Here is a 24,865-nt window from a genome sequence, read left to right on the forward strand (position 1 = left end):
CAGCCTAACTTCATGAAATGACGGGCCTATCCCCATCAACACCGGCAGACGGGACGTTTGCAAGCCCATGACGCGATCCGCAGTTTTTGCCCCCTATGAAATCATCGAGGGAGACCGCAAACGCGGCATAGTCCTGCTTGGGGACCATGCGAAACGTGCTTTGCCGGATGAATATGGCGATCTTGGCCTGCCGCCGGCCGAATTCCAGCGTCACATCGCCTATGACATCGGCGTCGAGCAGGTCACGCGCAAGCTGGCGGCCCTTCTTGGCGCGCCAGCGGTGCTGGCGAATTTCTCGCGGCTGCTGATCGATCCCAATCGCGGCGAGGATGACCCGACACTGATTCGCCAGCTCTATGACGGCACCGTGGTGCCCGGAAACTATCCGATGACGCCGGAGGAGCGGGAACGTCGGCTCGATAATTATTACCGGCCCTATCATGATGCGGTCGGCGCCATGGTCTCCTCCGTCGCGCGGGAATCCGGCAAGGCGCCCTTCCTGTTTTCGGTGCATTCCTTCACGCCAGTGATGCAGGGCTATGTGCGGCCCTGGCATGTCGGCCTCTTGTGGGATCGCGACGACCGAGCCATTCGCCCGCTGATCGAGCTTCTTGCCAGGGATGAGACCTTGGTTGTCGGCGACAACGAGCCCTATGACGGCGCCTTGCGCGGCGACACCATGTTCAAGCACGCCATCGTCAACGGCTATGCCCATGCGCTGATCGAGATCCGACAGGACCTGATCGCCGACGATGCGACTGCCGAGGATTGGGCAATCCGGCTCGCGCCCATCGTTGACGCGGTCAATGCGCGCCCCGATATACATGAGGTCAAGCTATTCGGCTCGCGCACGGGGCCAGTATGAAGGAGCCTTCCATGACCGATCTCAGCGAAGACCAGAAGCGCGATTTCGAAGCCGCAGCCTTCCGCCGGCTGGTCGAGCATTTGCGCGAGCGTGGCGACGTCCAGAACATCGACCTGATGAACCTGGCCGGTTTCTGCCGCAACTGCCTGTCCAATTGGTATCGCGAGGCGGCCGAGGCGGACGGGGTGGCGCTTTCGAAGGACGCATCGCGCGAAATCGTCTACGGCATGCCCTATGCCGAATGGCAGGCGCTGCACCAGACCGAGGCCTCTGAAGCCAAGAAGGCCGAATTCGAGGCGCGTCGGCCGAAAGACCACTAGATCGCGTGCGTCCATTCGGACGCACGAAGGACGATCCAGCACTTGGAATGAGCATCGGAAATTCCGAAACCGGATTCCACTTTTCGGTCCGATGCTCTGACGTTCAACTTTGGCAACAGTGACGATATGCTGCTTTTTCCGCCCTTGACCCCTCCGGCTGGGTAAGGCAATCGAACGCGACCCATCCGCGGCCCGAGTCGCCGCCTTTCATTCGGAGCAGGAAAAATGGCCGACGACATCACCGAAACCAGCCAGACCGTTGCCGCGGGCCAGTTGCGCGCCTTCATCGAGCGCGTCGAGCGCCTCGAGGAAGAGAAGCAGACGATTGCCGACGATATCAAGGACGTGTTTGCCGAGATGAAGGGCACGGGCTTCGACACCAAGGCCGTGCGCACCATCATTCGCCTGCGCAAGAAGGACCAGGCCGAGCGGCAGGAAGAGGAAGCGATCCTCGATCTCTACAAGGCCGCCCTCGGCATGGAGTGAGCCATGTCGCCCGCCCGGCCTTACAGCAGAGCGGGCGAGGGAAGAATTTGACTTCGGCCGCCGCCGGGCGGCTGGAGTCCGGTACCGGGTCCGGAAGCCGAAAGAAGAACCCAGTCGGGGTCCCCGCTTGAGGGCACCTCGAACGGGAAATTATGAAACCCGGCTTTGCTTCCACCCTGAACATGGGTAGAAAGTCGCATGCCGAACTTCAACCGCCGCAAGATACTGGTAATGGCTGCGACAAGCGCCGCGTCGACCGCGCTGGCCGCTTGCACGAGTGGTCCTCCACGCCAGGCGGGAGGGTTCGTCCAAACCGCAGAACCGCTGCCGGAGCCGCTGCCACAGCCCGTCGTCAGTCCCAGCTTCGGCGATCCTCGCATGATGTATGCCGCCATGTCCGACGACGGTCATGACATTCCTGCCGTGCCTTTCGAAAAGATCAATCCGAAATTCTATCGACAGGTCGTGCCTGACCCGACCGGAGAGCAGCCGGGAACCGTCGTCGTCGACACGGCAAACCATTTCCTCTTTCTCGTCGGCAACATGGGGCAAGCAATCCGCTATGGTGTTGGTCTTGGCCGCCAGGGTTTCGAGTGGTCGGGCCAGGGGGTGATCCAGTGGAAACAGAAATGGCCACGCTGGTTCCCGCCCAACGAAATGATCGACCGCCAGCCCGAGTTGGAAAAATATCGAGCGCGGCAGATACCCCGCACGAACGATTGGGAGGGTGGCATGCAGGGCGGTGTCAGCAACCCGCTCGGAGCCCGCGCGCTCTACATCTTCCAGGACGGTAAGGATACGCTCTATCGCCTCCACGGCTCGCCGGAATGGTCGTCGATCGGCAAGTCGGTCTCGTCAGGATGCGTGCGGCTTATGCACCAGGACATCATCGATCTCTATGACCGGGTTCCCGATGGGACGCCTATTGTTGTCACCGGCGGGTTGTCGTCGGCAGTCTAGCCTGACAGCCGATCAGCGGGTTCGTTAGGTATCCTTGATCCTGTGCTTCAATCCGGCCTGTTCGCCTGGGCTTGCAGGAGTTGAGGGAGCGGCGAGCGATGGAAGAATTTGATTTTGGACCCCGACGGGCTTCAGAATTCCGGCATCGGGCCTTCTGGGCGCTGTTCGAGGAACGGCATCCCGAAGAAAAGCCTCGCCGGGCGCGGCACGGGCCATGGTTCTGGCAGCGCGGGCTGCCCGAGATCGGCCTCGTCATCACGATGTATGTGGCGCCGGAGCCAAATCTCGTCGGCGTCTTCTTCGGCCGCAACGAGAAGCTCGGCGCGGTCGATGCCCAAGCGCGGCTGAAACCTTTCCAGGCCATTATCGAGGAACGGCTGAAGATCAGGCCCGAGCAGCGTTTCGATGGGACAAGCCTCGGCTGCACATGGCGGGTGAATTGCTTTGCCGAAGACAACTGGCCGGCCATGGCCGACTGGCTGGTGACCGAGGCCTCGCGTTTTGAGCGCGTCGTGACAGAACTGCTCAGCGAGCGCTAACCTTCAGCCAAGCAGCACTTCACGTAGAACAACGGCATCATTGTGCGTTTCGTCGCGGGCGGAATAGACCAGCGTCACCACGCCGGTCTTGGCCAATTCGCGCAGATGTTCGATCTGCTCTTGATGCGTTTCGAGTTCCGCAATGTATCGCCTGCGGAACTCCTGCCATCTTTCAGGATCGTGCCCGAACCATTTTCGCAGTTCGGTGCTCGGCGCGATTTCCTTCATCCACTGATCGAGCCTGGCGTCCGCCTTGCTCACGCCGCGAGGCCAGAGCCGGTCGACCAGGATGCGAGCGCCGTCATCGGCGGACGGCGGCTCATAGGCCCGCTTGAGCCTGATCCTGTCCGCCGGGATCTTGCCGGCCATGCCTCAGGCAGGCTGGAAGTTCAGGGCCACGCCGTTGATGCAATAGCGCAGGCCGGTCGGCGGCGGGCCGTCTTCGAAGACATGGCCGAGATGGCTGCCGCAGCGCGCGCAATGGCATTCCGTACGGACCATGCCGTAGCTGCGGTCGACGGTTGTTTCGACCGAGCCCTCGACCGGGTCGTTGAAGCTCGGCCAGCCGGTGCCGCTCTCGAACTTCAGCTTTGCTTCGAACAAAGGCTGGTCGCAGCCGACGCAGGTGAAGGTGCCGGCGCGCTTCTCGTAAAGCAGGGCGCAGCTTCCCGGCCGCTCGGTGCCGTGACCGCGCATGACCGCATATTGTTCCGGTGTCAGCTTGGCGCGCCATTCTGCGTCGGTGCGGGTGACGGGATAAGTGTGGGTGTCCATGAGGCCGCCTCCAGGGGAAGTTTTGTTCCGGCCGAATGTAAGACTGAAAGCCGGGTTTACCAAGTGCCTCAATGCTTCCTGGAAAGCTCCTTGGTCGCGCTTTCCAGCCCCGAAAGCGTCAGCGGGTACATGCGGCCGGAAAAAATGTCGTTGATCGTCTTGATCGAATGGGTGTAGCTCCAGTGCTTTTCGCGCGTTGGATTGATCCAGATGGCATTGGGCCATTGCGCGATAACGCGCTGCAGCCAGACCGCCCCGGGCTCGGGGTTCCAATGCTCGACGGAACCGCCGGCATAGGCGATCTCGTAGGGGCTCATGGAGGCGTCGCCGACGAAGATGACCTTGTGGTCGTGGCCGTATTTATGGAGCACGTCGTGGGTCGGGATGACTTCGGAATGGCGGCGGCGATTGTCCTTCCAGACGCCTTCGTAAAGGCAGTTGTGGAAGTAAAAATATTCGAGCTGGCGGAATTCGGCGCGCGAGGCCGAAAACAGCTCTTCCACCACCTTGATGTGGTCGTCCATCGAGCCGCCGACATCGAAAAACATCAGGAGCTTGACCGCGTTGCGTCGTTCCGGCCGGGTCTGGACGTCGAGATAGCCGTGCTCGGCGGTGGCGTGGATGGTGCCGGGCAGATCGAATTCCTCGTCCGCCCCCTCGCGCACCCAGCGGCGCAGGCGCTTCAGCGCGACCTTGATGTTGCGGGTGCCGAGTTCGACGGAATCGTCGAAATTCTTGAACTCGCGCTTGTCCCACACCTTAACCGCGCGGCGGTGGCGGCTTTCGTTCTGGCCGATGCGCACGCCTTCGGGATTGTAGCCATAGGCGCCGAAGGGCGAGGTGCCGGCGGTGCCGATCCATTTCGAGCCGCCCTGATGACGGCCCTTCTGCTCTTCGAGGCGCTTCTTCAGCGTCTCCATCAGCTTGTCGAAGCCGCCCAGCGCCTCGACCAGCTTTTTCTCGTCGTCGCTCAGGTGCTTTTCGGCAAGCCGCCGCAGCCATTCCTCGGGCAGGTCTTCGACATCGATGGCGCCTTCGCCGGCCAGCGCCTCGACACCCCTAAAGACGTGCGCAAAGACCTGGTCGAAGCGGTCGATATGGCGCTCGTCCTTCACCAGTGCTGCGCGGGCGAGGTAGTAAAAGCCCTCGACGTCATAGTCGACCAGTCCCGCTTCCAGCCCTTCGAGCAGGGATAGATATTCCCGCAGCGACACGGGGACTTTGGCGGCCTTGAGCTCGAGAAAGAAGGGAATGAACATGGCTTGCTTCATGCCTGCTTCAGGGGCGGTCGGGCAAGGGTCAACATGCGGGCGGCCCATAGACCTGCAAACATTGCGGGCACGAATACCAGCGCTCCGGGCGCGGCAAATCCAAGCGCCGTCAGCGCCGGGCCCGGACAGAAGCCGCCAAGACCCCAGCCAATGCCGAAGATCGCAGCGCCGGAAAGCAGGCGCGCATCCACGTCCTTGGCCGTTGGCAGCCGGAATGCATTCGCTAGAAGCGGGCGGTCACGTCTCAGCACGATACGGTAGCCAAGAAACGTCACGAGCACGGCGCCGATCATGACGAATAGGAGCGACGGGTTCCACGTACCGGCCAGATCGAGGAAATTGAGCACCTTGGGGGGGTTGGACATGCCCGACACGACAAGGCCGATGCCGAAGAGCAGGCCGAGCAGGAGATTGACGACGAATGTCATGGGCTCAGCCTCCAACCATGTGACGCACGACAAAGACCGTGACGAAGGCGGTGGCCATGAAGGTGACTGTTGCGACGATCGAGCGCGTCGAGAGGCGCGAGATGCCGCAGACGGCGTGCCCGCTGGTGCAGCCGCCGCCGAGGTTTGCGCCGAAGCCGACCAGCAAGCCTGCTATGGCCATCAAGGGCAGGTTCGATGAAACCGTCTGCAGGACAGGCTGGCCAGTCACCGCCATCACGACGAAGGGAGCGCATACCAGGCCTGCCACGAAAGCGAGCGCCGACAGGCTGCCGGCGCCTTCCCGATAGGGCGGCAGCAGGCGCGTGGCTATGCCGCTGATTCCGGCGATCCGGCCATCCAGTGCCATCAGCAGCACGGCGGAAAGGCCGATCAGGGCACCGCCGATCAATGACGAGAACGGCGTGAATTCGGTCATGGATACCTCCGATTGAGCCAATGGGCCTTGCGTGGCCGAAAGCCGGCCGATGCTACAGCAAATCGCATCCAATGAAATCGCCGGGTGTGCATCTGGTTGCCAGCCTCTTTCGAGTTGTCGTGGTTAACGGCGGGATTCAACCTTTCTTGGTAATTTGTCGTTAGGAATTTGCCTCAGTGGGGTTCGATGGCGTTTTCCTTGACCATCGACATGTTCGTTTGCGTGCGGGTGTTTATGCGTTTTTCAGGGGTTCCAGCAATTCTCTTCGCCTGCATGGCTTTGGCCGGCTGCACATCCAGTTCGGGCGTGGGCGACATTCTGGCGCAGCCATCGCTCGAAACGACGAGTTCCGTCGTTAGGCCAAGCGGTCCGGTGCCTGCGGCAAGCGTCGGTGCCGTCAGTCCCGATCCCCAGCAAACGCTGCCTCATCAGGCATTGGCTGCGGCCGCTCCGATCCCGCCGGCAGCGGTGGCGCTTGCGGTCGAGACCAAGTCGGCGGGAATGCCGGTGCCCGAGCTGAAACCGGTCGCACTGATGGTGCCGTCAGACCCGTCGGGCAGCAGAACTGTGCCCCGCGAACGCAGCCGCGTCTACAGCCGCCAGTTCCGCGATGCCAAGCCGATCAATTTCGGCAAGGCCTCGCCAAGGGCGCTGGCCGTGCACGGCGTCGACGTCTCGCGCTGGCAGGCCGACATCGACTGGCAGAGGCTGCGCAGCCAGGGCGCGAACTTCGCCTATATCAAGGCGACCGACGGCGGCGACCATCTCGACCCGATGTTCAGAAAAAACTGGCGCGGCGCACAGGAGGCCGGGCTGAAGCGCGGCGCCTATCACTTCTTCTACTGGTGCCGCACCGCCGGCGAACAGGCCGACTGGTTCATCCGCAACGTGCCGAAGGTGGAAGGCGCGCTGCCGCCGGTCATCGATGTCGAATACAATGGCGAGTCGAAATGCCAGCGCCGCCTGTCGCCCGCCAAGGTGCGGGAGAAAATGCAGGTCTTCATGGACAAGCTGGAGCGGCATTACGGCCAGCGCCCGATCATCTACACCGCGCCGGATTTCTATCGCGACAATCTCAGGGGCGAATTCCTTGACTATCCGTTCTGGCTCCGCGCCGTCGCCCAGCACCCGTCCAAGGTGTATCCCGGCCGCAAGTGGGTGTTCTGGCAGTATTCTGGGTCCGGGCTTTCGCACGGCGTTGCCGGGAAGATCGACCTCAACGTCTTCCACGGCAGCGAGAGCGACTGGCACCGCTGGGTCGACCGGGTGACCGGCCAGACCGAGGTGGCTACAGCAGGTCGTACTCAATAAAGCCGGTGCGCCGCGCGACGTAGTCGTAAAGCTTGCGCGCGGTGGCGTTGGTCTCGTGCGTCATCCAGTAGACGTTCGACACGCCGATCTTGGCGGCTTCCTGCTTGACTGCCTCGATGAGAGCCGCGCCCACGCCCTTGCCGCGCACGTCAGGGTCGGCGAACAGATCCTGCAGATAGCAGTTGTTGACCACTGACCAGCATGAGCGGTGATACATATAATGCGTCAGGCCGACAGCTTTGCCGTCGAGCAGGGCAATGAAACCCTTGGGCTCGTACTCGCCCTCGGTGAACAGGCGTTTCCAGGTCGTCTGGTAGACTTCCTCCGGCACGGTCGCCTTGTAGAAGATCAGATAGTCGGTCCACAGGCGGCGCCATTCGGCATGGTCGATTTGTTCGAGCGGTCGGATGGTGACTTCGGTCATTGGCTGTCGCTTTCTATCGTCATTGTTCGTGGTGAGCCTGCCCGAGTGCGAAGCTATTACCAACGGTCCAGAGCTGGAAAAGCATTGTCCGCGCTGTGGAGCCCCCTCTCCGTCTCGGCTTTGCCGAGCCACCTCTCCCCCATTTCATGGGGGCGAGGAACCTAGATTCTGCAAGGCTGCGACATTTCAAGGCTTGGGTTCCTCGCCCTGCTTGAGGGGAGAGGTGGCTCGGCGAAGCCGAGACGGAGAGGGGAAATTTCTACCCTTGCCGTCTCGCCATGAACGCCAGCCGCTCGAACAGGTGCACATCCTGCTCGTTCTTGAGAAGCGCGCCGTGCAGCTTGGGCAAGGCGTTCTTCGGGTCGGCGCGTAGATCGGCTGGATCGATGTCGTCGGCGACCAGCAGCCTGATCCAGTCGAGCGCCTCGGAGGTCGAGGGCTTCTTCTTCAGGCCTGCCACGTCGCGGATTTCGTAGAACTGGGTCAACGCTGCGCGCACCAGGTTCTGCTTGATGCCGGGGTAATGAACCTCGACGATTTTCGTCAGCGTGTCGGCATCGGGGAAGCGGATGTAGTGGAAGAAGCAGCGGCGCAGGAAGGCGTCGGGCAGTTCCTTCTCGTTGTTGGAGGTGATGATGACGATGGGGCGCACATCGGCGTGGATCGTCTCGCCGGTCTCGTAGACGAAGAATTCCATCTTATCGAGTTCCTGCAAAAGATCGTTGGGGAACTCGATGTCGGCCTTGTCGATCTCGTCGATCAGAAGCACGACCTTCCTGCCGGCGGCGAAGGCTTCCCACAGCTTGCCGCGCTTGATGTAGTTCTTGATGTCGTTGAAGCGGTCGTCGCCGAGCTGGCTGTCGCGCAGGCGCGAGACGGCGTCATACTCGTAAAGGCCCTGCTGGGCGCGGGTGGTCGACTTGATGTGCCATTCGATCAGGTCGAGGCCAAGGGCGGATGCCACCTGCTTGGCAAGCTCGGTCTTGCCGGTGCCGGGCTCGCCCTTGACCAGCAAGGGCCGCTCCAGCGCGATCGCCGCATTGACCGCGACCATCAGATCCTTTTCGGCAACATAGGCCGAGGTGCCTTCAAAACGCATTCCAAACTCCAGATTGGTGTTGGCCGCGACAGTAGGGGCGGGATGGGGACGGGGCAAGGGTTGTGCCGGCGTTTCCCTCCCCCTCAAGGGGGGAGAAAACACCGGCGCTTTAATCTAAATTTTTTCAAAGCTGGCAATTCTCTGGCGTGCACCCTAGATGCGTCCTATATTCATCGATGACGGTCTGTGCTTCCCGGCAGGAGAACATTTTCCCCGGGGCCTTAACGATCCTTAGGGAGCTGTCCCTGGGAAGACCCGTGGGTCTTTCCATACGGCGCCCACCTACTTTGTAGGTTCCCGGGATCGCTCTCTCCACCGGTTGTGTGGATCGTCACTTTCCCTATTTCGCTGCGTCTTGTGAAAACGTCGCTTCTGCGATGGCGACCCGCAACTGGCATTTTTTATCCTGCCCCGGCATAAGGGGCGCGATGATGGAAAAAGCACTCAAGAAACAACTGCGCCTGGAAGCGCTCGCCCGCCGCGACGCGCTGCCGGTCGTGTGGCGCATCGAGGCGTCGTTGCAGATGGCGGATATGGCAGCTGCGATCCCGGTCGAACCGGGGCAGATCGTCTCGGCTTTCTGGCCGATGCGCTCGGAGGTCGATATCCGGCCGCTGATGTTTTCCTTGCGCGAAAAGGGCGCGCGGCTCTGCCTGCCGGCGATCCTCGACAAGACGACCATCGTCTTTCGCGAACTGGTGCGCGGCGCCGAGCTTGTCCAGATGAGCTATGGCACTGCGGGGCCGCCCGAGGATGCAGAAGTGCTAGACCCTTCGCTGATGCTGATACCGCTGGCCGCCTTCGACGCGCGCGGCCATCGCATCGGCTATGGCGCCGGCTATTACGACCGGGCGATTTCGCGCCTGCACGACAAGGGCCTCGACCCGCGCATGATCGGCATCGCCTTCGATTGCCAGGAGGTGCCGCTGGTGCCCGACGAGCCGCATGACGTGATCATCCCGGAAATCCTGACCGAAAGCGGCTTGCGCCGGTTTGGCGACGCTTGACCCGTCAGACAGAACAACGGTGGTTTACACGGAGCGCGGTGAGCGAATAAGACTGATTTCCGCCCGAAAGGCGAAGCGCCGTGAACAAAGAACATATGACCAGGAACGCCAAGGCTGAAATGAAGAGCGGTTGGGACCGGCTGCGGTCCATGGGCTATGCCGAGGTGGCGGCTGCGGCCCTCGACGACGCAGACACTATGCCGCTGGACGAAGCGCCGTTGAACACGCCTGGCCGTGTGCCGCGCGTGAAGATCATCCGGCGCGCGTTACATCTGTCACAAGAAGAATTTGCCAGCCGCTATCTGATCCCGCTAGGGACGCTGCGGGATTGGGAGCAGGGCAGGACGGAACCGGATCAGGCCGCGCGCGCCTATCTGCGCGTTATCGCCAAGGAGCCGGAAACCGTATCGCGCGCGCTCGGAACACGGGACGCTGCATGAGACTTCTTTTTCTCGGGGACATGGTGGGTAAATCCGGCCGCACGGCAGTGTGGCAAAGGCTGCCGGGGCTGATTTCCGACTTCAAGCTGGATTTCGTCATCGTCAATGGCGAGAACGCGGCCGGCGGTTTCGGCATAACCGAAGAGATTTTTCGCGAGACGCTGAATGCCGGCGCCGATGTGGTGACCACCGGCAATCATGTCTGGGACCAGCGCGAGGCGCTGACATTCGCACCGCGCGAGGACCGCTTCCTGCGCCCGGTGAATTTTCCGAAGGGCACGCCGGGGCGCGGTTCGGGCGTCTATATCGCCAAGAACGGCGCGCGGGTCTTCGTCTCCAACATCATGGGCCGGGTGTTCATGCATCCCGAACTCGACGATCCTTTTCAGGCGGTGGAGCGCGAGCTTGCGGCCTGCCCGCTCGGCGAGCAGGCAGATGCGGTGGTGATCGACTTCCACGCCGAGGCGACGAGCGAGAAAATGTGCTTTGCGCATTTCGTCGATGGTCGCGCCAGCCTCGTCGTCGGCACCCATACGCACCAGCCGACCGCCGACCACCAGATCCTCAACGGTGGCACGGCCTACCTGACCGACGCCGGCATGTGCGGCGATTATGATTCCTCGCTCGGCATGGACAAGGAAGAACCGCTGAACAGGTTTCTTTCGAAGGTGCCGAAGGGGCGTTTCGAGGCCGCGAACGGCCCTGCGACGATTTGCGGCCTCGGCGTCGATATATCCGACCGTACCGGGCTTGCCGAGAAGGTCGCGCCGTTGCGGCTCGGGCCGAGGCTCGAAGAAACCGTGCCTTCTTTCTGGTCTTGACGTTGAAGTGAGCCTGTAGCCTACCTACTTCTGCCGGAATATTTTTCTCTCAGATTGTCAGGGGACATTCAGCAGATGCCGATCATCGACTTTCTGGCGCCGCACTTCGCCTTCGTGAATGATCCAACGGCGTGGGTCGCACTTGTGACGCTTGTCGTGCTCGAGATCGTGCTCGGCATCGACAATCTGATCTTCATCTCGATCCTGACCAACAAGCTGCCGGCAGAGCAGCAGTCGCGGGCGCGAAAGCTCGGCATAAGTGCTGCACTCATCATGCGGCTGGTGCTTCTGGCGACGATCTCCTTCATCGTGCAATTGACGACGCCGGTTTTCTCGGCCTTCGGCCATGGCTTTTCCTGGCGCGACATCATCCTGATCGCCGGCGGCCTGTTCCTGGTGTGGAAGGCGACCAAGGAAATCCATCACACGGTCGATCCGGAAGATCACAAGGATTCGATGGTCGGCGCCACGGTCAAGCTTTCGATGGGTGCCGCGATCTTCCAGATCCTGCTGCTCGACCTGGTCTTCTCCGTGGACTCCATCATCACCGCCGTCGGCATGACCGACGAGATCGTCATCATGTATATCGCCGTCATCGCCGCCGTCACGGTGATGATGGTGGCTGCCGACCCGCTGGCGAAATTCATCGCCAAGAACCCGACCATCGTCATGCTGGCGCTGGGCTTCCTGCTGATGATCGGCATGACGCTGATCGCCGACGGCATGGGCTACCACGTGCCCAAGGGCTACATCTACGCCGCCATGGGTTTTTCTGCGCTGGTCGAGGGGCTCAACATGCTGGCCAGAAAGCGCAAGGTCAAAGGGCACGGCGAGTAATGGCGGGGCGGGCTTTCGCCCGCCATCGTCTATTGTTCGCCTGAGGTCTATTCCGCGGCCTGGCGCCGGGCCGCGATCACGTCGCCATATGTCTTGCCCCATTCGGCAAGCGGGATCAGCGCATCGTCGAGCGAGACGCCAAGTGCGGTCGCTGAATATTCGACGCGCGGCGGGACCTCGTGAAACATCTTGCGATGAACGAGGCCGTCGGCTTCCATTTCGCGCAACTGCTGGATCAGCATCTTCTCGCTGATGTCCGGTACCAGCCGCTTCAATTCACCGAAGCGGCGCGGCTCGGTGTGGATCAGCCACAGGATCAGGGCCTTCCATTTTCCGCCGATAACCTGGAATGCAGGGCCGAGCCCGCAGCTGTCCGGCTGTTTTTTTGCCATGGAAATCCTCAATACTTACGATCAGGTTAGTACCTTACAATATTGTAGGTACTTGCTCATGGTCAAGTATTGCATAGGTTTCCGGTCAGCGTCGCGCTGGCGTTTCCGGTCGGTGCGGTGAGCCAACCCGAAAGGAAATCAAGATGGAACCTGTACTTTTCTACGGCGTGCCGCATGGCTGCTCGTTTGGCTCGATCGTCGCCCTCGAATGGCTGGGCCAGCCCTATCGCCTCTGCCGCATCGACATGCTGGCCAAGACGGAAAGCGAGACTTTTGGCGGCGTCAGCCCGCTTGGCGAGACGCCGGCGCTGCTGCTGGAGGACGGCCGCCCGCTGGTCGAGAGCTTCGCCATCATGCAGAACATCGTGGCGCGTGGCCGAGACGGCCGGTTTGCGCAAGGTTCGGCGGAGTTCGACCGGCTGAACAGCGTGCTTGCCTATCTGCACACGACGTTCCATTCGGCCTTCTCGCCGGCCTGGACGGCCTACAAGCTGGCCGAGGACGATCCGAACCGGGAGGTGCTGCGGGCGTTGGCGCGGGAGAAGGCTGCACGGAGCTATGCCCATCTGCAGGACATGATGGCGGATCGCGAATGGCTGGCGGGCGATACGAAGACGGTCGCCGACGCCTATTTCATCGGCATTGCGCGCTGGGGTGAGGACCTTGGGCTGTTCGACCTCTCCCGGGAATATCCGGGTTTGCACAAGCATATCCGGAAGCTTGAGGCGGATCTTGGCGTGATCTTTGCCCATGCTATCGAGGATGAGACGCCGGCGACCAGCAGTGGCGGGTTTCTGGGGCATGTGACGTTGGCGGAGCTTGAGCGGCGGGTCGCCGCTTAGCCACTTCGCTGGCAGATAGATTGCCCCTCACCCTTACCCTCTCCCCGTAAGGACGGGGAGAGGGAGGCGCCGCCGTTGGAGATTCCTCCTTCTCCCCGTTCACGGGGAGAAGGTCCCGGCAGGGGGATGAGGGGCAAGAACTCTGCAAGAGCATTGGCATTCTGGTCGTCAGGCCGCCGCTGACCCCTCAAATCCCCTCCAGCACCACAATCGTCGGCTGGCGCGGCAGTGTTTTCAGCGAGACGGTAAACGAGGGGCTGTCGCGGAAGTCGACGGCGAAGCCTTCGCCTACGCGGCGGAGGAATTCGTCCAGCGGCGTTGCATGGCGGTGCATGGGCAGCACGACTGACGAATAAAGCCGCGTCGTGATCTCGCTGATCGAGCCGATCGACTGGGTCAGGCCGCCGTCGATCGGCACCATGACGATGTCGAGCCGGCCGATCTGGCCATATTGCTGGTCGCTGAGGCGCGTATGCAGGTGGCCGAGGTGGCCGATGCACAGGTCTGCCACCTCGAAGATGAAGATCGAATTGCCGTCGCGCTCGAGCTCGCCGCCCCAGCTGCGAATATCGGTCGGGACGTTGCGGATATAGACATCGTCGACGATGACCCGGTGCTTCGCCGGCCCGCCTTCCGGGTTCCAGCCGCGCAGGACATGTTCGATGCCGGGGTTGGGCGCGTTGGTGTAATGCGTGCGGTGCGCCTTGTTCATGGTGACGACGCGCGGCAGCGGGTCGCTGCCATAGATGCCGCTGAAGTCGGTGGCGATGCGCACGCCGGCAGGGCTCTCGATGACATAGGTGGAATGGCCGGCATAGGTGATTTTCACCTCGCCGCTGGTTCTCGCCTGCGCCGGCGTGAAATTGGCATAGGTGACGCCGGGCAGCGCCTGCGCGATGGCGATGCAGCGGCTCGGCACCGGGTCTTCCTGCGCGAATGCGGCCAATGGCCAGAGCAGGAAGGCGAGCAGAAAGGCAAGGCGAAAAGCTGGCATTCCAAGGCTCCCGTCGCAGGCGGCGATGAATGATGCGGCGACGCAATATGACCGGCGACAGGGCATTATCGGGAGTCACGTTTTCGCGAGGGCGGCAAACACCGGTACTTCTGGACGTTCACCGTCATTCTGGTTTATAAGCCGGCCCATTCCAGATAGCCGAGTAAAGACTAAGGGGTCCCATGGCCGGCCATTCACAATTCAAGAACATCATGCACCGCAAGGGTCGTCAGGACGCGGTGCGCTCGAAAATGTTTTCCAAGCTGGCGCGCGAAATCACCGTCGCCGCCAAGGTCGGCGTGCCCGACCCGGCGATGAACCCGCGCCTGCGGCTGGCCGTGCAGAACGCCAAGGCCGTGTCGATGCCGAAGGACAACATCCAGCGCGCCATCAACAAGGCGTCGGCGGGCGATGCGGAAAACTATGATGAAGTGCGCTACGAGGGCTACGGCCCCGGCGGCGTCGCTGTCATCGTCGAGGTGCTGACCGACAACCGCAACCGCTCTGCTTCCAATGTGCGTGCTGCCTTCACCAAGTCTGGCGGCGCGCTCGGCGAAACCGGCTCGGTGTCCTTCATGTGGGACCGCGTCGGCGAAATCTTCTATCCGGTCTCGGCCGGCAGCGCCGACAAGCTGATGGATGCGGCAATCGAGGCGGGCGCCGACGACGTGCAGTCGGACGAGGACGGCCACACCATCCTCTGCGCCTTCGAGAACCTCGGCGAAGTGTCCAAGGCGCTCGAAGCCTCGCTCGGCGAAGCCGAATCGGTGAAGGCGATCTGGAAGCCGCAGAACAACATTCCCGTCGACGAGGACCGCGCCCAGTCGATCCTGAAACTCGTCGCCACCCTCGAAGACGACGACGACGTGCAGAACGTCTACGCCAATTTCGAGGTCGATGAAGAGACGATGGCCAAGCTCAGCGCGGCATGACCGAAGCCGCGCCAAAAGCCCGCGTAGCAATCACCTACTGCACCCAATGCATGTGGCTGCTGCGCGCGGCGTGGCTGGGGCAGGAGCTTCTTTCGACCTTTGGCACCGAGCTTGGCGAGGTCGCGTTGGTGCCGGGCACCGGCGGCGTGTTCGAGATCACCTGCAATGGCGAACTGATCTGGGAGCGCAAGCGCGACGGGGGTTTTCCCGAGGCCAAGGTGCTGAAGCAGCGGGTTCGCGATATCATCGATCCCGAACGCGATCTCGGGCATTCGGACCGCAAGTAGCGGCCCATTCGATCATTTGCCCTCGCACGGACCAAAGACGATATGCGCAATCGAACGCGCCAGGCCGTCTACCGCAGCGCTATGATGAAGCAGGCGAGCGAAGCGATGCCGCTCACCGTGCGAACATGGTTCCAGGGCACCCATTCGGCAAGGTAGCGGGTCCAAAGGTTTGCGCCTTCGGCCGTTTCGGGGCCGGCCGCAGCCAGCGCATCGTTCAGCGGCACGTTGAAGATCATCGTCACCAGAAGAATGCCGACGATGTAGAGCAGGCTGCCGGCAAGCAGCCAGGCCGAGCCGATCTCGCTCCAGCCGATGATCGCCTTGACGGCGAGGATCGCGCAGATCAGCGCCGTCCCCATGAAGGCCGTGAGGAACAACGGGTTGATGATGACGACGTTGATGGCGTTCATCGCAGCCGCGCCGTCGCCGGCGGGCAAGCGCGCGAGTGCGGCCATGATGGTGGTCGAAAAGACGAAGAACAGCCCTGCCATGATGCCGCTGCCCAGCGCGGCGGCGAAGGTGAGGACGATGAAGAACGGCGCGATCATTTTTTCTCCTCCCAGATGCCGGTGGCGGCGGTGTCGCGAGCATAATCGGAAAAATCCCTCGGGGTGCGGCCGAGAATGCGCTGCGCGCCGTCGGTGACATAGGTGTTGCGGCCGTCGAGCACGTCGGTGAACAGCTCCGTCATAAGGCCGAAGAACTCGGCCGGTATGCCGGCCTGCTTCAGTGTCTCGAAGAAGACTTCGTGGGAAATCTGCTCATAGCGAATGTTCCGCCCGCTCGCCTTGCCGATTTCAGCGGCGGCCTCGGCGAAGGTCAGCAGGCGCGGGCCTGTCATTTCGTAGAGTTCTCCGAAATGGCCGGGCTCGGTCAGCGCGATGACGGCGGCGTCGGCAATGTCGTCGGCATCGATGAAGGGTTCCTTCACATCACCGGCGGGCAGGGCGATCTCGCCGGCCAGGATGGAGTCGAGCAGAAAACCCTCGCTGAAATTCTGGGCGAACCAAGAGCAGCGCAGGATGGTCCAGTCGGCGCCGGAGGCCTTGAGTTCCTCTTCGGCGCGCTGTGCCTCCGGCTCGCCACGGCCGGAAAGCAGCACCAGCCGCTTCACGCCGCTTTCCACCGCCAGCCGCGAGAAGGCGCCGACAGCCTCAGTGGCACCCGGCACGGCGATGTCCGGATAATAGGTGATGTAGACGGCGCCGACGCCGTCAAGCACTGCCTTCCAGGTCTTTTCGTCGTTCCAGTCGAAGGGCGGCTGGCCGGAACGCGAGCCGATGCGCACCGGCAGGCCGCGGGCGGCCAGGCGTTGGGCGACGCGGCTTCCGGTCTTGCCGGTGCCGCCGAGAATGAGGGTCGGTTTGGTGGTGTCATTGATCGTGTTCATCACTTCCTCCATAATGTGAGTAACCCTCACATTTGCAAATGTGATAAACCCTCATATTATGGCTGTCAACCGGAATCGCATCGAGGACATCATGGAGCCGACCCCAGCACCTGCCGAAGACACGCCGACTATCACGCGCCGCGCGCCGACGCAGCAGCGCAGCCGCGAGCGGGTGGAGCGCATCCTCGAAGTCGCCTCGGCACTGATCGCGGCAACCGGCAGCGATGCCATGCGCATGAGCGAAGTGGCTGAAAATGCCGGGATTTCGATCGGCTCGCTGTACCAGTATTTTCCTGACAAGGGCGCGATCCTGCGCACTCTGGCCGAGCGCTACAACGCGCAAGGGCGCGAATGCATCGAGGCCGAGCTTGCCGACGTGCGCGACCTCGAAGGGATGCGCGTGGCCTTCGGCCGGCTGATCGACATCTATTACGGGCTGTTCCTGGCCGAGCCGGTGATCCGCGACATCTGGTTCGGCATGCAGGCCGACAAGGGCCTGCGCGATGTCGAGCTGGAAAGCGGCCGGCTCAACGGGGCGCTGCTTGCTGCCGTGCTGAAGCGGCTGCGGCCCGATGCGGACGAGGCGGAGCTCGATCGCTCGGCGTTTCTCATCATGTCGCTGGGGGAATCGACGATGCGGCTGGCGATCTCGGTCGAGCGTGCCGAGGGCGATGCGCTGGTGGAGAGTTACAAGCACATGGTGCTGCGGGAGATGGAGGCGGGGTGAGGGGAAAAAGGCTTCTTCGGCCACGCATGCGCTGCCCCTCATCCCGCTGCCGCGACCTTCTCCCCGTATAGTGACGGGGAGAAGGAGGAAGCTGTGACGCTGACGCCTCCCTCTCCCCGTCCTTACGGGGAGAGGGTAAGGGTGAGGGGCAGCACCTGCCTGTGCGGATTGGCCAACCAGATCGCTGTTGTCCTCACCTGACGTCCCAAAACAAAAAACCCCGCCGAAGCGGGGTTTTTCGAAATCCGTAATGCACTCAGGCTTACATGCCGAGGCCTTCGTAGCGCTTCTTGAACTTCGAGAGACGGCCGCCGCGGTCGAGCAGCGTCTGCTGGCCACCGGTCCAGGCCGGGTGGGTCGAAGGGTCGATGTCGAGGTTCATCGTGTCGCCTTCCTTGCCCCAGGTCGACTTGGTCTGGTACTCGGTGCCGTCGGTCATGACGACCTTGATGGTGTGGTAGTCGGGATGGATATCGGTCTTCATCGGTCTGTTCCTGGCTGTCGCGCTGCGGCTCACGGCTTGCGCCTGCGGCGATGCGCCTCTTTTGAAAACTCGAAGCCGCAGCTATTGAAGAGCCACGGCTTCTAAAACGGTCGCGGTGCCTATACATCAGGCGAAAATAAATCACAAGGCCGCACTCGGCGCTTTTGCCAGATGCTGCTGCACAGGGATGGCAACATGGCTGAGACAGGGCGCAGCGCGGAGGAAGATCGCCGGCGTTCGCTGCAGCCGCTGCGACGGCTTTCGCCCTATATCTTGCGCTATCGCGGCATGGTGGCCGGTGCGTTGGTCTCGCTGGCAACCGCTGCCGGCGTGACGCTGGCCCTGCCGATTGCCGTGCGCCGCATGATCGACCACGGCTTTTCCAACTCGGATTCCGGCTTCATCGCCAATTATTTCTCGATGCTGGTGGTGATGGCGGCGCTGCTCGCGCTGGCCTCGGCCTGCCGCTATTATTTCGTCATCACGCTGGGCGAGCGGGTGGTGGCGGATGTGCGCCGCGACGTTTTTTCCCATGTGACGAAGCTTTCGCCGTCCTTCTTCGACACGGCGCAGTCGGGCGAGATCATCTCGCGGCTGACGGCTGATACGACGCAGGTGAAATCGGCGGTCGGGGCAACGGCATCGGTGGCGCTGCGCAACGTCATTCTCGGCCTTGGCGCGGTCGGCATGATGGTGGTGACCAGCCCCAAGCTTTCCGGCCTCGTGCTCGTCGCCATTCCCGTCATCGTGCTGCCGCTGGTCGCCTTCGGCCGCTCTGTGCGGCGCAAGTCGCGCGCGGCACAGGACACGCTTGCGGAAGCGACCGCCTATGCCAGCGAGCAGATCGGCGCGATGCGCATCCTGCAGGCCTTCACCAACGAGAAGCTGGTGACCGGGCGGTTTGCCAAGGCCGTGGACACGGCTTTCGAGGCGGCGCGGTCTTCGGTGTTTGCGCGGTCATTCCTGACCTTCTTTGCCATCTTCACCATTTTCGCTTCGGTGGTGGCGGTGCTGTGGTTCGGCTCTCGTGATGTGCTTGCGGGCACGCTGTCGGCCGGCACGCTGGGCCAATTCCTGCTCTATTCGGTGTTTGCCGCCGGCGCGCTCGGAGCGCTGTCGGAAGTGTGGGGCGAACTGGCGCAGGCGGCAGGCGCGGCCGAGCGGCTGACCGAGATCCTGGCCGAGACGCCGGCAATCGCGGCACCTGCGAACCCGCTGCCCCTGCCCAAGCCGGCGCGGGGCCTTGTCGAGTTCCGTGACGTTTCCTTCGCCTATCCGGCGCGGCCTGACCGGCCGACGCTGCACGGCGTCAGTTTCACCATCAAGCCGGGCGAGACGGTGGCCATCGTCGGGCCGTCGGGAGCCGGCAAGAGCACGATCTTCGCGCTGCTGCTGCGCTTTTACGATCCCGTTTCCGGTTCCATCCTGATCGACGGCGTCGACATCGCCAAGGCCGACCCGCAGGCAGTGCGCGACCGCACGGCGATCGTGCCGCAGGACGTCACCATCTTTGCGGCGACAGCGGGCGAGAATATCGGCTTCGGCAGGCCCGGCGCCGCGCAGGCCGAGATCGAGGCGGCGGCCAAGGATGCGCTGGCCGACGAGTTCATCGAAAAGCTTAGCAACGGTTATGACACGCAGGTGGGCGAGCGTGGCGTCATGCTGTCGGGCGGCCAGCGCCAGCGCGTGGCGATCGCCCGCGCGATCCTGCGCGATGCGCCGATCCTGCTGCTCGACGAGGCGACCTCGGCGCTCGACGCACAGAGCGAGACGCTGGTGCAGACCGCGCTCGAACGGCTAATGAAGGGCCGCACGACCATCGTCGTCGCGCACCGGCTGGCGACCGTGCTGAAGGCCGACCGCATCCTGGTGATGGATGGCGGGCGCATCGTCGAGGAAGGCACCCATCGCAGCCTCGTGCGCAAGGGCGGCGTCTATGCCGGACTGGCCAAGCTGCAGTTCGAGACGGGGGCGACGGCCTTCCAGGCTGCCGAGTAGGATGCGCTGATATTCAGGCCATGACGGCCTGCAAATGGCGGCTTTCGCCTCGTCCTGACCTGAATCTCAACACATCCTGGGTGCGGCCAGAACCTACGCCTTCAAGACGACCCTGCGTCGATCGTGGCGATTGCCTTTTCCATGGCCGGTATGCTTCATTCCGGGGAAAAATTGGCATGGCTTTGCATAGCAGGGAAGATTCGTGGAAAATAATCCTCTTGTTGCGGCGTTTTTCGATGAACGCACGTTTTCGGTCCAGTATGTCGTGGCCGATCCCGAGACGCGCAAATGCGCGATCATCGACCCGGTGTTGGATTTCGACGAAAAGTCCGGCGCGACCGGCACCCGCAATGCCGACCGGCTGCTTGACCATATCGCTGCTGAAAAGCTGGAGCTGGCGTGGATTCTCGACACCCACCCCCATGCCGACCATTTTTCCGCCGCTTCCTATCTGAAGGCGAAGACCGGCGTGCCGACGGCGATCGGGGAGCGGATCATCGAGGTGCAGAAGCTGTGGCGCGATATCTATAATTGGCCGGAACTGGCGGTCGACGGATCGCAATGGGACCGGCTTTTTGCCGATGGCGACCGGTTCAGGATTGGCAATCTCGACGTTTCCGTCATGCACTCGCCGGGCCACACGCTGGCCTCGATCACCTATGTCGTCGGCGATGCGGCCTTCATCCATGACACGCTGTTCATGCCCGACAGCGGGTCGGCGCGAGCGGATTTTCCCGGCGGCAGCGCAAGCCGGCTGTGGCAGTCGATCCAGGCCATTCTGGCGCTGCCGGAGGACACGCGGCTGTTCACCGGCCATGATTATCAGCCGGGCGGGCGCGAACCGCGCTGGGAAAGCACGGTGGCGGAGCAGAAGTGCGGGAACAACCATCTGACGCAGAACCGCACCGAGGCCGAGTTCGTCGCCGTGCGCGAGGCGCGCGACAGGACGCTGCCGATGCCCAAGCTCATTCTTCATGCGCTGCAGGTCAACATCAACGGCGCGCGGCTGCCCGAGCCGGAAGCGAACGGCAAGCGCTATCTGAAGTTTCCGCTGGATGCGCTGGATGGGGCGGTTTGGTGAGGGATTGAATGGGGCGGAGTATTGTTGCCTTGTGAGGTCCCCTCTCCGTCTCGGCTTCGCCGAGCCACCTCTCCCCCGCTTTGCGGGGGCGAGGAACCTAGGTTCTGCGAGGCCGCAGCGCTTCAGGACTTGGGTCCCTCGCCCCATGAAATGGGGAGAGGTGGCTCGGCGAAGCCGAGACGGAGAGGGGTCTTTATGCCCCGCTACCGTCCCGCATGCCTCCCGGCATTCCTGCCCGAAAAAATGCAGCCGCCCAGAAACGTCCCTTCAAGCGCGTTGTAGCCGTGATAGCCGCCGCCGCCAAAGCCGGCGACTTCGCCGGCCGCGTAAAGGCCGGGGATCGGCTCGCCGTTCTTGTCCAGCACCTGTGAGTCGAGATTGGTGTGCAGGCCGCCCAGCGTCTTGCGGGTCAGCACGTTGAGCCGCACGGCGATCAGCGGGCCGTTGGCCGGGTCGAGGATCTTGTGCGGCTTGGCGGTGCGGATCAGCTTGTCGCCGAGGTAGTTGCGCGCGCCGTTGATGGCGGTGATCTGCGCGTCCTTGGCGAAGGGGTTGTCGATCTCGCGGTCGCGCGCCTCGATCTGCATCAGCAAATGGTCATGGTCGATCAGTTTTTCGCCGGTCAGCGCGTTCATGGCCTCGACGAGGCCGCTGAGATTGTCCCTGACGATGAAATCCTCGCCGTGCTGCTTGAAGGCCTCGACCGGCGGCGGCGCGCCCTTGGCCCGCCGGCTTTTCAGCACGGCAAGCCAGCTTTTCGAGGTGAAATCCGGGTTCTGTTCGGAGCCGGAAAGCGCGAATTCCTTCTTGATTATCTTCTGCGTCAGCACGAACCAGGAATAGTCGTAGCCGGTCGAAAGAATGTGTTTCAGCGTGCCCAGCGTGTCGAAGCCGGGCAGGTAAGGTGCCGGCAGGCGGTTGCCTTTCGCGTCGAACCATAGAGAGGATGGGCCGGGCAGGATGCGGATGCCATGGTTCGGCCAGATCGGCGCCCAGTTCTTGACGCCCTCGGTGTAGTGCCACATGCGGTCGCCATTGATGACCGCGCCGCCGGCATCTTGCGTGATCGCGACCATGCGGCCATCGACGTGATGCGGTACGCCGGCGATCATGTTTTTCGGCGGCGGGCCGAGGCGATCCTTCGGCCAGTTCTTCCTGACCAGATCGAAATTGCCGCCGATGCCGCCGGAGGTGACGATGACGGCATTGGCGTTGAACTCGAACTCGCCGATGACGCCGCGCCCGGACTGCTGGCCGCGCTCGACCGTCGAGGGTTCGAGGATTTCACCGGCGACACCAGTGACCGCGCCCTTGATCTTGATCAGCCGGCTTGCCTGATGGCGGAATTTGAGCGCGATGCGGCCGCTGGACACATGCTCGCGCACGCGGCGCACAAAAGGCTCCAGAACGCCGGGCCCGGTGCCCCAGGTGATGTGGAAGCGTGGCACCGAATTGCCGTGGCCATGCGCCAGCGCGCCGCCGCGCTCGGCCCAGCCGACGACCGGAAACCAGCGCATGCCCTGCGCATGAAGCCATGGCCGCATCTCGCCGGCGGCGAAATCGACGAAGGCTTCCGCGACCTTTCGCGGCCAGAAATCTTCCGCGCGGTCGAACTGCGCCGAGCCTAGCCAGTCCTGCATGGCGAGGTCGCGGCTGTCCTTGATGCGCAGCCGCCGCTGCTCGGGGCTGTCGACGAAGAATAGGCCGCCGAGCGACCAGAAGGCCTGCCCGCCAAGTGAGTTTTCGCCCTCCTGTTCGAGGATGATGACGCGCTTACCGGCATCGGCAAGCTCCGCCGCCGCCACCAGCCCGGCCAGCCCACCGCCAACGATGATCGCATCTGCCTGTTCTGCCATCCTGCTCCCCTCCCAAGGCAGCTTGTTGCCGTGGGCAGTTTGGGGGAATGGTTTTCGAGATCAAGGGGGAAATTCAGGGAGAGGGAGTGACGGTGGGGAAGGGGTGGAAAAGGAAGAGGCCCCTCTCCGTCGCGCTTCGCGCGCCACCTCTCCCCATTTCATGGGGCGAGGAACCTAGGTTCTGCAAGGTAGCAACGCCTCAGGACTTGGGTTCCTCGCCCCGCTTGCGGGGAAAGGTGGCTCGGGGAAGCCGAGACGGAGAGGGGAACTTCCAGTGGGATGCCAGCCTCCGCCGTCTACCTCACGCCCCGTACCGTTCCTTCAAATGGCTCGTGAAATACGCCGCATTCAGCTTCTCACCGGTGGCGCGTTCCATGATTTCCGGCGTCGAAAAGCGCGAAGCCTGCGACCAGATGTTTTGTCGCCGCCAGTCGGTGACGGCGTCGAACCTGCCCTTGGCGACATCGTCATTGACGGCGGGATGCTGCTTTTCCAGTGCTGCCCATTGCTGCGCGGCCATCATGGCGCCGAGGGTGTAGGAGGGGAAATAGCCGAAGGCGCCGCCTGGCCAGTGCACGTCCTGCATCGGGCCGTCCTGCGGCGTGTCGATGGTGGACAGGCCGAGATAGTCGCGCATCTTGGCATCCCAGGCTTCCGGCAGATCGACGGCGTTGAGCTTGCCCGAAACCAGATCCTGTTCCAGTTCGAAGCGCAGGATGACATGCAGGGGATAGGTCACCTCGTCGGCATCGACGCGGATCAGGCCGGGCTTGACCAGATGGACATGGGGCAGGATGTCAGCCTTGCTCCAGCTTTCGCCGAGATGCTGCTCGACCAGCGGCAGTGCCCAGTCCCAGAAGGCCGGGTTGCGACCGAGCTGCTTTTCCACGAACAGGCTCTGGCTCTCATGCATGGCCATGCCGCGCGCCTTGCCGAGCGGCCAGTGCGACCATTGCTTGGGCAGGTTCTGCTCATACATGGCGTGGCCGGTCTCGTGCAGCACGCCCATAAGCGACGACAGGAATTCGGTCGTCTTGTAGCGCGTGGTGATGCGTACGTCGCTCGGCACGCCGCCGCAGAAGGGGTGATGCGAAACCGAGAGGCTGCCATGGGTGAGGTCGAAGCCGACCGCCGCCATCATGGCAAGGCCAAGCTCGCGCTGGCGCTCGATGGCATAGACGCCGGACAGCGGCCGCAGCGGCGTCTTGGCCAGCCGCTCCTCCTGCACCGCGAGCGCTTCCGGCACGAAGCCCTTGAGGAAGGTCTTCAGCTCGGACAAGACCGGCGTGATGTCGGCAGCGCGATGGCCGGGGTCGTATTGCTCCATCAGCGCATCGTAAGGAGCGAGGCCGAGTGCTTCGGCGCGCATCGCGGCCTCCTCGCGCACCAGCGCGATGACGCCTTCCAGCGCTGGCAGGAAGCCTGCCCAATCGTTCTTGGCGCGCAGGTCGCGCCAGAGCTGCTCGCAACGCATGCGCGCCGTGGTCTGGCGCTCGACGAACTCGGTCGGCAGGCAGGTCATGTTGGTGTATTGCCGCCGGAATTCGCGCAACGCCGTCTGCTGTTCCTCGCTGAGCGTTTCGCCTTCGGCTGCTTCGATCCAGTCGGCAATCTCGGGCGCTGTCGCCTGGCGGTGATGCATGCCGGCAAGGGCCGCCATCGCCTCGGCCCGCTTCTCGCCGCCGCCGACAGCCATGTGGGTGGCTTCGTCCGCACCGAGAATGGCAAGCGCATGCTCCAGCGCTTCGAGCTTGTGGCCGAGTTGGTCGAGTTTGGTGAAAGACATGGCTGCTCCGGAGTTTTTTGGAAGGCGGGAGAGGACACCAAGTCGGGCGCGATCGCAAGCCGGATGCGAAGATCGAGG

At 62.9% G+C, this 24,865-nt stretch carries 30 protein-coding genes and 1 other RNA gene; 17 read left to right on the forward strand and 14 right to left on the reverse strand.

The window, feature by feature from the left end; all coding sequences use genetic code 11:
- Window positions 1-67 precede the first annotated feature (67 nt).
- The 5 genes from G6N74_RS14455 (at window position 68) to G6N74_RS14475 (ending at window position 3,170) form a co-directional block, all read left to right on the forward strand.
- The gene (locus tag G6N74_RS14455) at window positions 68-865 is read left to right on the forward strand and encodes an N-formylglutamate amidohydrolase (RefSeq protein WP_165118454.1); all 798 of its coding nucleotides are present in this window, start codon (window positions 68-70) and stop codon (window positions 863-865) included.
- Between the two features lie 11 nt (window positions 866-876).
- Entirely contained in the window at window positions 877-1,185 is a 309-nt protein-coding gene (locus G6N74_RS14460) for a DUF1244 domain-containing protein (protein ID WP_165118456.1), read from the forward strand.
- A gap of 225 nt (window positions 1,186-1,410) precedes the next feature.
- A complete protein-coding gene (locus G6N74_RS14465) occupies window positions 1,411-1,671 on the forward strand; it encodes a DUF2312 domain-containing protein (RefSeq protein ID WP_091909407.1) in 261 nt (86 codons plus the stop codon).
- A 198-nt stretch (window positions 1,672-1,869) separates the two neighbouring features.
- Entirely contained in the window at window positions 1,870-2,631 is a 762-nt protein-coding gene (locus G6N74_RS14470) for a L,D-transpeptidase (protein ID WP_165118458.1), read from the forward strand.
- A 98-nt stretch (window positions 2,632-2,729) separates the two neighbouring features.
- Window positions 2,730-3,170, forward strand: a complete 441-nt coding sequence (locus G6N74_RS14475) for a hypothetical protein (RefSeq protein WP_165118460.1) — start codon at window positions 2,730-2,732, stop codon at window positions 3,168-3,170.
- A 3-nt stretch (window positions 3,171-3,173) separates the two neighbouring features.
- Here the strand turns inward: G6N74_RS14475 and G6N74_RS14480 are convergent, their stop codons facing one another.
- The 5 genes from G6N74_RS14480 to G6N74_RS14500 all read right to left on the reverse strand — a co-directional run bounded on the left by G6N74_RS14480 (window position 3,174) and on the right by G6N74_RS14500 (window position 6,079).
- On the reverse strand, window positions 3,174-3,539 hold the full coding sequence (locus tag G6N74_RS14480; protein ID WP_165118462.1) for a DUF488 domain-containing protein: 366 nt from the start codon (window positions 3,537-3,539) through the stop codon (window positions 3,174-3,176).
- Between the two features lie 3 nt (window positions 3,540-3,542).
- Window positions 3,543-3,944 carry a peptide-methionine (R)-S-oxide reductase MsrB gene (gene msrB, locus G6N74_RS14485; protein WP_165118464.1) on the reverse strand — a complete coding sequence of 134 codons (402 nt, stop codon included), beginning with the start codon at window positions 3,942-3,944 and terminating at the stop codon, window positions 3,543-3,545.
- Window positions 3,945-4,012: 68 nt separating this feature from the next.
- A complete protein-coding gene (locus tag G6N74_RS14490) occupies window positions 4,013-5,203 on the reverse strand; it encodes a vWA domain-containing protein (protein ID WP_165118865.1) in 1,191 nt (396 codons plus the stop codon).
- Window positions 5,204-5,211: 8 nt separating this feature from the next.
- The gene (locus G6N74_RS14495; RefSeq protein ID WP_165118466.1) at window positions 5,212-5,643 is read right to left on the reverse strand and encodes a DUF6691 family protein; all 432 of its coding nucleotides are present in this window, start codon (window positions 5,641-5,643) and stop codon (window positions 5,212-5,214) included.
- A gap of 4 nt (window positions 5,644-5,647) precedes the next feature.
- Window positions 5,648-6,079, reverse strand: a complete 432-nt coding sequence (locus G6N74_RS14500; RefSeq protein WP_165118468.1) for a YeeE/YedE family protein — start codon at window positions 6,077-6,079, stop codon at window positions 5,648-5,650.
- A gap of 234 nt (window positions 6,080-6,313) precedes the next feature.
- Here G6N74_RS14500 and G6N74_RS14505 point away from each other — a divergent pair, with 234 nt between their 5' ends.
- Complete coding sequence (locus G6N74_RS14505; protein ID WP_165118866.1) at window positions 6,314-7,390, forward strand: glycoside hydrolase family 25 protein; 1,077 nt, start codon at window positions 6,314-6,316, stop codon at window positions 7,388-7,390.
- Here the strand turns inward: G6N74_RS14505 and G6N74_RS14510 are convergent.
- Window positions 7,368-7,814 carry a GNAT family N-acetyltransferase gene (locus G6N74_RS14510; protein ID WP_165118470.1) on the reverse strand — a complete coding sequence of 149 codons (447 nt, stop codon included), beginning with the start codon at window positions 7,812-7,814 and terminating at the stop codon, window positions 7,368-7,370. The genes G6N74_RS14505 and G6N74_RS14510 overlap by 23 nt on opposite strands.
- Before the next feature lie 259 nt (window positions 7,815-8,073).
- Window positions 8,074-8,913 carry an AAA family ATPase gene (locus G6N74_RS14515; RefSeq protein ID WP_165118472.1) on the reverse strand — a complete coding sequence of 280 codons (840 nt, stop codon included), beginning with the start codon at window positions 8,911-8,913 and terminating at the stop codon, window positions 8,074-8,076.
- Window positions 8,914-9,091: 178 nt separating this feature from the next.
- On the opposite strand from G6N74_RS14515, the gene ssrS reads away from it, so the two are divergent.
- The 5 genes from ssrS to G6N74_RS14545 all read left to right on the forward strand — a co-directional run bounded on the left by ssrS (window position 9,092) and on the right by G6N74_RS14545 (window position 12,018).
- A non-coding RNA gene (ssrS, locus tag G6N74_RS14520) (6S RNA) lies at window positions 9,092-9,247 on the forward strand.
- A gap of 97 nt (window positions 9,248-9,344) precedes the next feature.
- Window positions 9,345-9,920 carry a 5-formyltetrahydrofolate cyclo-ligase gene (locus G6N74_RS14525; protein WP_376767715.1) on the forward strand — a complete coding sequence of 192 codons (576 nt, stop codon included), beginning with the start codon at window positions 9,345-9,347 and terminating at the stop codon, window positions 9,918-9,920.
- 119 nt (window positions 9,921-10,039) lie between these two features.
- Window positions 10,040-10,360, forward strand: coding sequence for a helix-turn-helix domain-containing protein (locus tag G6N74_RS14535; protein ID WP_165118867.1), 321 nt, complete (start codon window positions 10,040-10,042; stop codon window positions 10,358-10,360).
- Window positions 10,357-11,181 carry a TIGR00282 family metallophosphoesterase gene (locus tag G6N74_RS14540; RefSeq protein WP_165118478.1) on the forward strand — a complete coding sequence of 275 codons (825 nt, stop codon included), beginning with the start codon at window positions 10,357-10,359 and terminating at the stop codon, window positions 11,179-11,181. The genes G6N74_RS14535 and G6N74_RS14540 overlap by 4 nt, the downstream gene beginning before the upstream one ends.
- Before the next feature lie 75 nt (window positions 11,182-11,256).
- Entirely contained in the window at window positions 11,257-12,018 is a 762-nt protein-coding gene (locus tag G6N74_RS14545) for a TerC family protein (RefSeq protein ID WP_165118480.1), read from the forward strand.
- Between the two features lie 47 nt (window positions 12,019-12,065).
- Here the strand turns inward: G6N74_RS14545 and G6N74_RS14550 are convergent, their stop codons facing one another.
- The gene (locus tag G6N74_RS14550) at window positions 12,066-12,410 is read right to left on the reverse strand and encodes a winged helix-turn-helix transcriptional regulator (RefSeq protein WP_165118482.1); all 345 of its coding nucleotides are present in this window, start codon (window positions 12,408-12,410) and stop codon (window positions 12,066-12,068) included.
- Between the two features lie 143 nt (window positions 12,411-12,553).
- Between G6N74_RS14550 and G6N74_RS14555 the strand changes: the two genes are divergently transcribed.
- The gene (locus G6N74_RS14555) at window positions 12,554-13,252 is read left to right on the forward strand and encodes a glutathione S-transferase family protein (protein ID WP_165118484.1); all 699 of its coding nucleotides are present in this window, start codon (window positions 12,554-12,556) and stop codon (window positions 13,250-13,252) included.
- A gap of 187 nt (window positions 13,253-13,439) precedes the next feature.
- Here the strand turns inward: G6N74_RS14555 and G6N74_RS14560 are convergent, their stop codons facing one another.
- Window positions 13,440-14,246 carry an MBL fold metallo-hydrolase gene (locus G6N74_RS14560; RefSeq protein WP_165118486.1) on the reverse strand — a complete coding sequence of 269 codons (807 nt, stop codon included), beginning with the start codon at window positions 14,244-14,246 and terminating at the stop codon, window positions 13,440-13,442.
- Window positions 14,247-14,428: 182 nt separating this feature from the next.
- Between G6N74_RS14560 and G6N74_RS14565 the strand changes: the two genes are divergently transcribed.
- Together G6N74_RS14565 and G6N74_RS14570 are read left to right on the forward strand one after the other, a co-directional pair.
- The gene (locus G6N74_RS14565) at window positions 14,429-15,178 is read left to right on the forward strand and encodes a YebC/PmpR family DNA-binding transcriptional regulator (protein ID WP_165118488.1); all 750 of its coding nucleotides are present in this window, start codon (window positions 14,429-14,431) and stop codon (window positions 15,176-15,178) included.
- A complete protein-coding gene (locus tag G6N74_RS14570; protein ID WP_165118490.1) occupies window positions 15,175-15,465 on the forward strand; it encodes an Rdx family protein in 291 nt (96 codons plus the stop codon). Before G6N74_RS14565 ends, G6N74_RS14570 begins: the two co-directional genes overlap by 4 nt.
- Before the next feature lie 68 nt (window positions 15,466-15,533).
- On the opposite strand, the gene G6N74_RS14575 is transcribed toward G6N74_RS14570, so the two are convergent.
- Window positions 15,534-16,013, reverse strand: coding sequence for an anthrone oxygenase family protein (locus G6N74_RS14575; protein WP_165118492.1), 480 nt, complete (start codon window positions 16,011-16,013; stop codon window positions 15,534-15,536).
- On the reverse strand, window positions 16,010-16,855 hold the full coding sequence (locus tag G6N74_RS14580; RefSeq protein WP_165118494.1) for an NmrA family NAD(P)-binding protein: 846 nt from the start codon (window positions 16,853-16,855) through the stop codon (window positions 16,010-16,012). Before G6N74_RS14580 ends, G6N74_RS14575 begins: the two co-directional genes overlap by 4 nt.
- A 91-nt stretch (window positions 16,856-16,946) precedes the next feature.
- On the opposite strand from G6N74_RS14580, the gene G6N74_RS14585 reads away from it, so the two are divergent.
- The gene (locus G6N74_RS14585) at window positions 16,947-17,582 is read left to right on the forward strand and encodes a TetR/AcrR family transcriptional regulator (RefSeq protein ID WP_165118868.1); all 636 of its coding nucleotides are present in this window, start codon (window positions 16,947-16,949) and stop codon (window positions 17,580-17,582) included.
- A 262-nt stretch (window positions 17,583-17,844) separates the two neighbouring features.
- Here G6N74_RS14585 and rpmE read toward each other — a convergent pair whose 3' ends face one another.
- The gene (gene rpmE, locus G6N74_RS14590) at window positions 17,845-18,066 is read right to left on the reverse strand and encodes a 50S ribosomal protein L31 (protein ID WP_091909459.1); all 222 of its coding nucleotides are present in this window, start codon (window positions 18,064-18,066) and stop codon (window positions 17,845-17,847) included.
- 195 nt (window positions 18,067-18,261) lie between these two features.
- Between rpmE and G6N74_RS14595 the strand changes: the two genes are divergently transcribed.
- Window positions 18,262-20,064, forward strand: coding sequence for an ABC transporter transmembrane domain-containing protein (locus G6N74_RS14595; protein WP_165118496.1), 1,803 nt, complete (start codon window positions 18,262-18,264; stop codon window positions 20,062-20,064).
- Between the two features lie 202 nt (window positions 20,065-20,266).
- Window positions 20,267-21,145, forward strand: coding sequence for an MBL fold metallo-hydrolase (locus tag G6N74_RS14600; RefSeq protein WP_165118498.1), 879 nt, complete (start codon window positions 20,267-20,269; stop codon window positions 21,143-21,145).
- Between the two features lie 203 nt (window positions 21,146-21,348).
- Here G6N74_RS14600 and G6N74_RS14605 read toward each other — a convergent pair whose 3' ends face one another.
- Both G6N74_RS14605 and G6N74_RS14610 read right to left on the reverse strand, forming a co-directional pair.
- Complete coding sequence (locus G6N74_RS14605) at window positions 21,349-23,001, reverse strand: FAD-binding dehydrogenase (protein WP_165118500.1); 1,653 nt, start codon at window positions 22,999-23,001, stop codon at window positions 21,349-21,351.
- 301 nt (window positions 23,002-23,302) lie between these two features.
- Window positions 23,303-24,787 carry a carboxypeptidase M32 gene (locus tag G6N74_RS14610; protein ID WP_165118502.1) on the reverse strand — a complete coding sequence of 495 codons (1,485 nt, stop codon included), beginning with the start codon at window positions 24,785-24,787 and terminating at the stop codon, window positions 23,303-23,305.
- Between the last annotated feature and the right edge of the window lie 78 nt (window positions 24,788-24,865).

Source organism: Mesorhizobium zhangyense, from assembly GCF_011045115.1.
Classification (GTDB): Bacteria; Pseudomonadota; Alphaproteobacteria; order Rhizobiales; family Rhizobiaceae; genus Mesorhizobium_M; species Mesorhizobium_M zhangyense.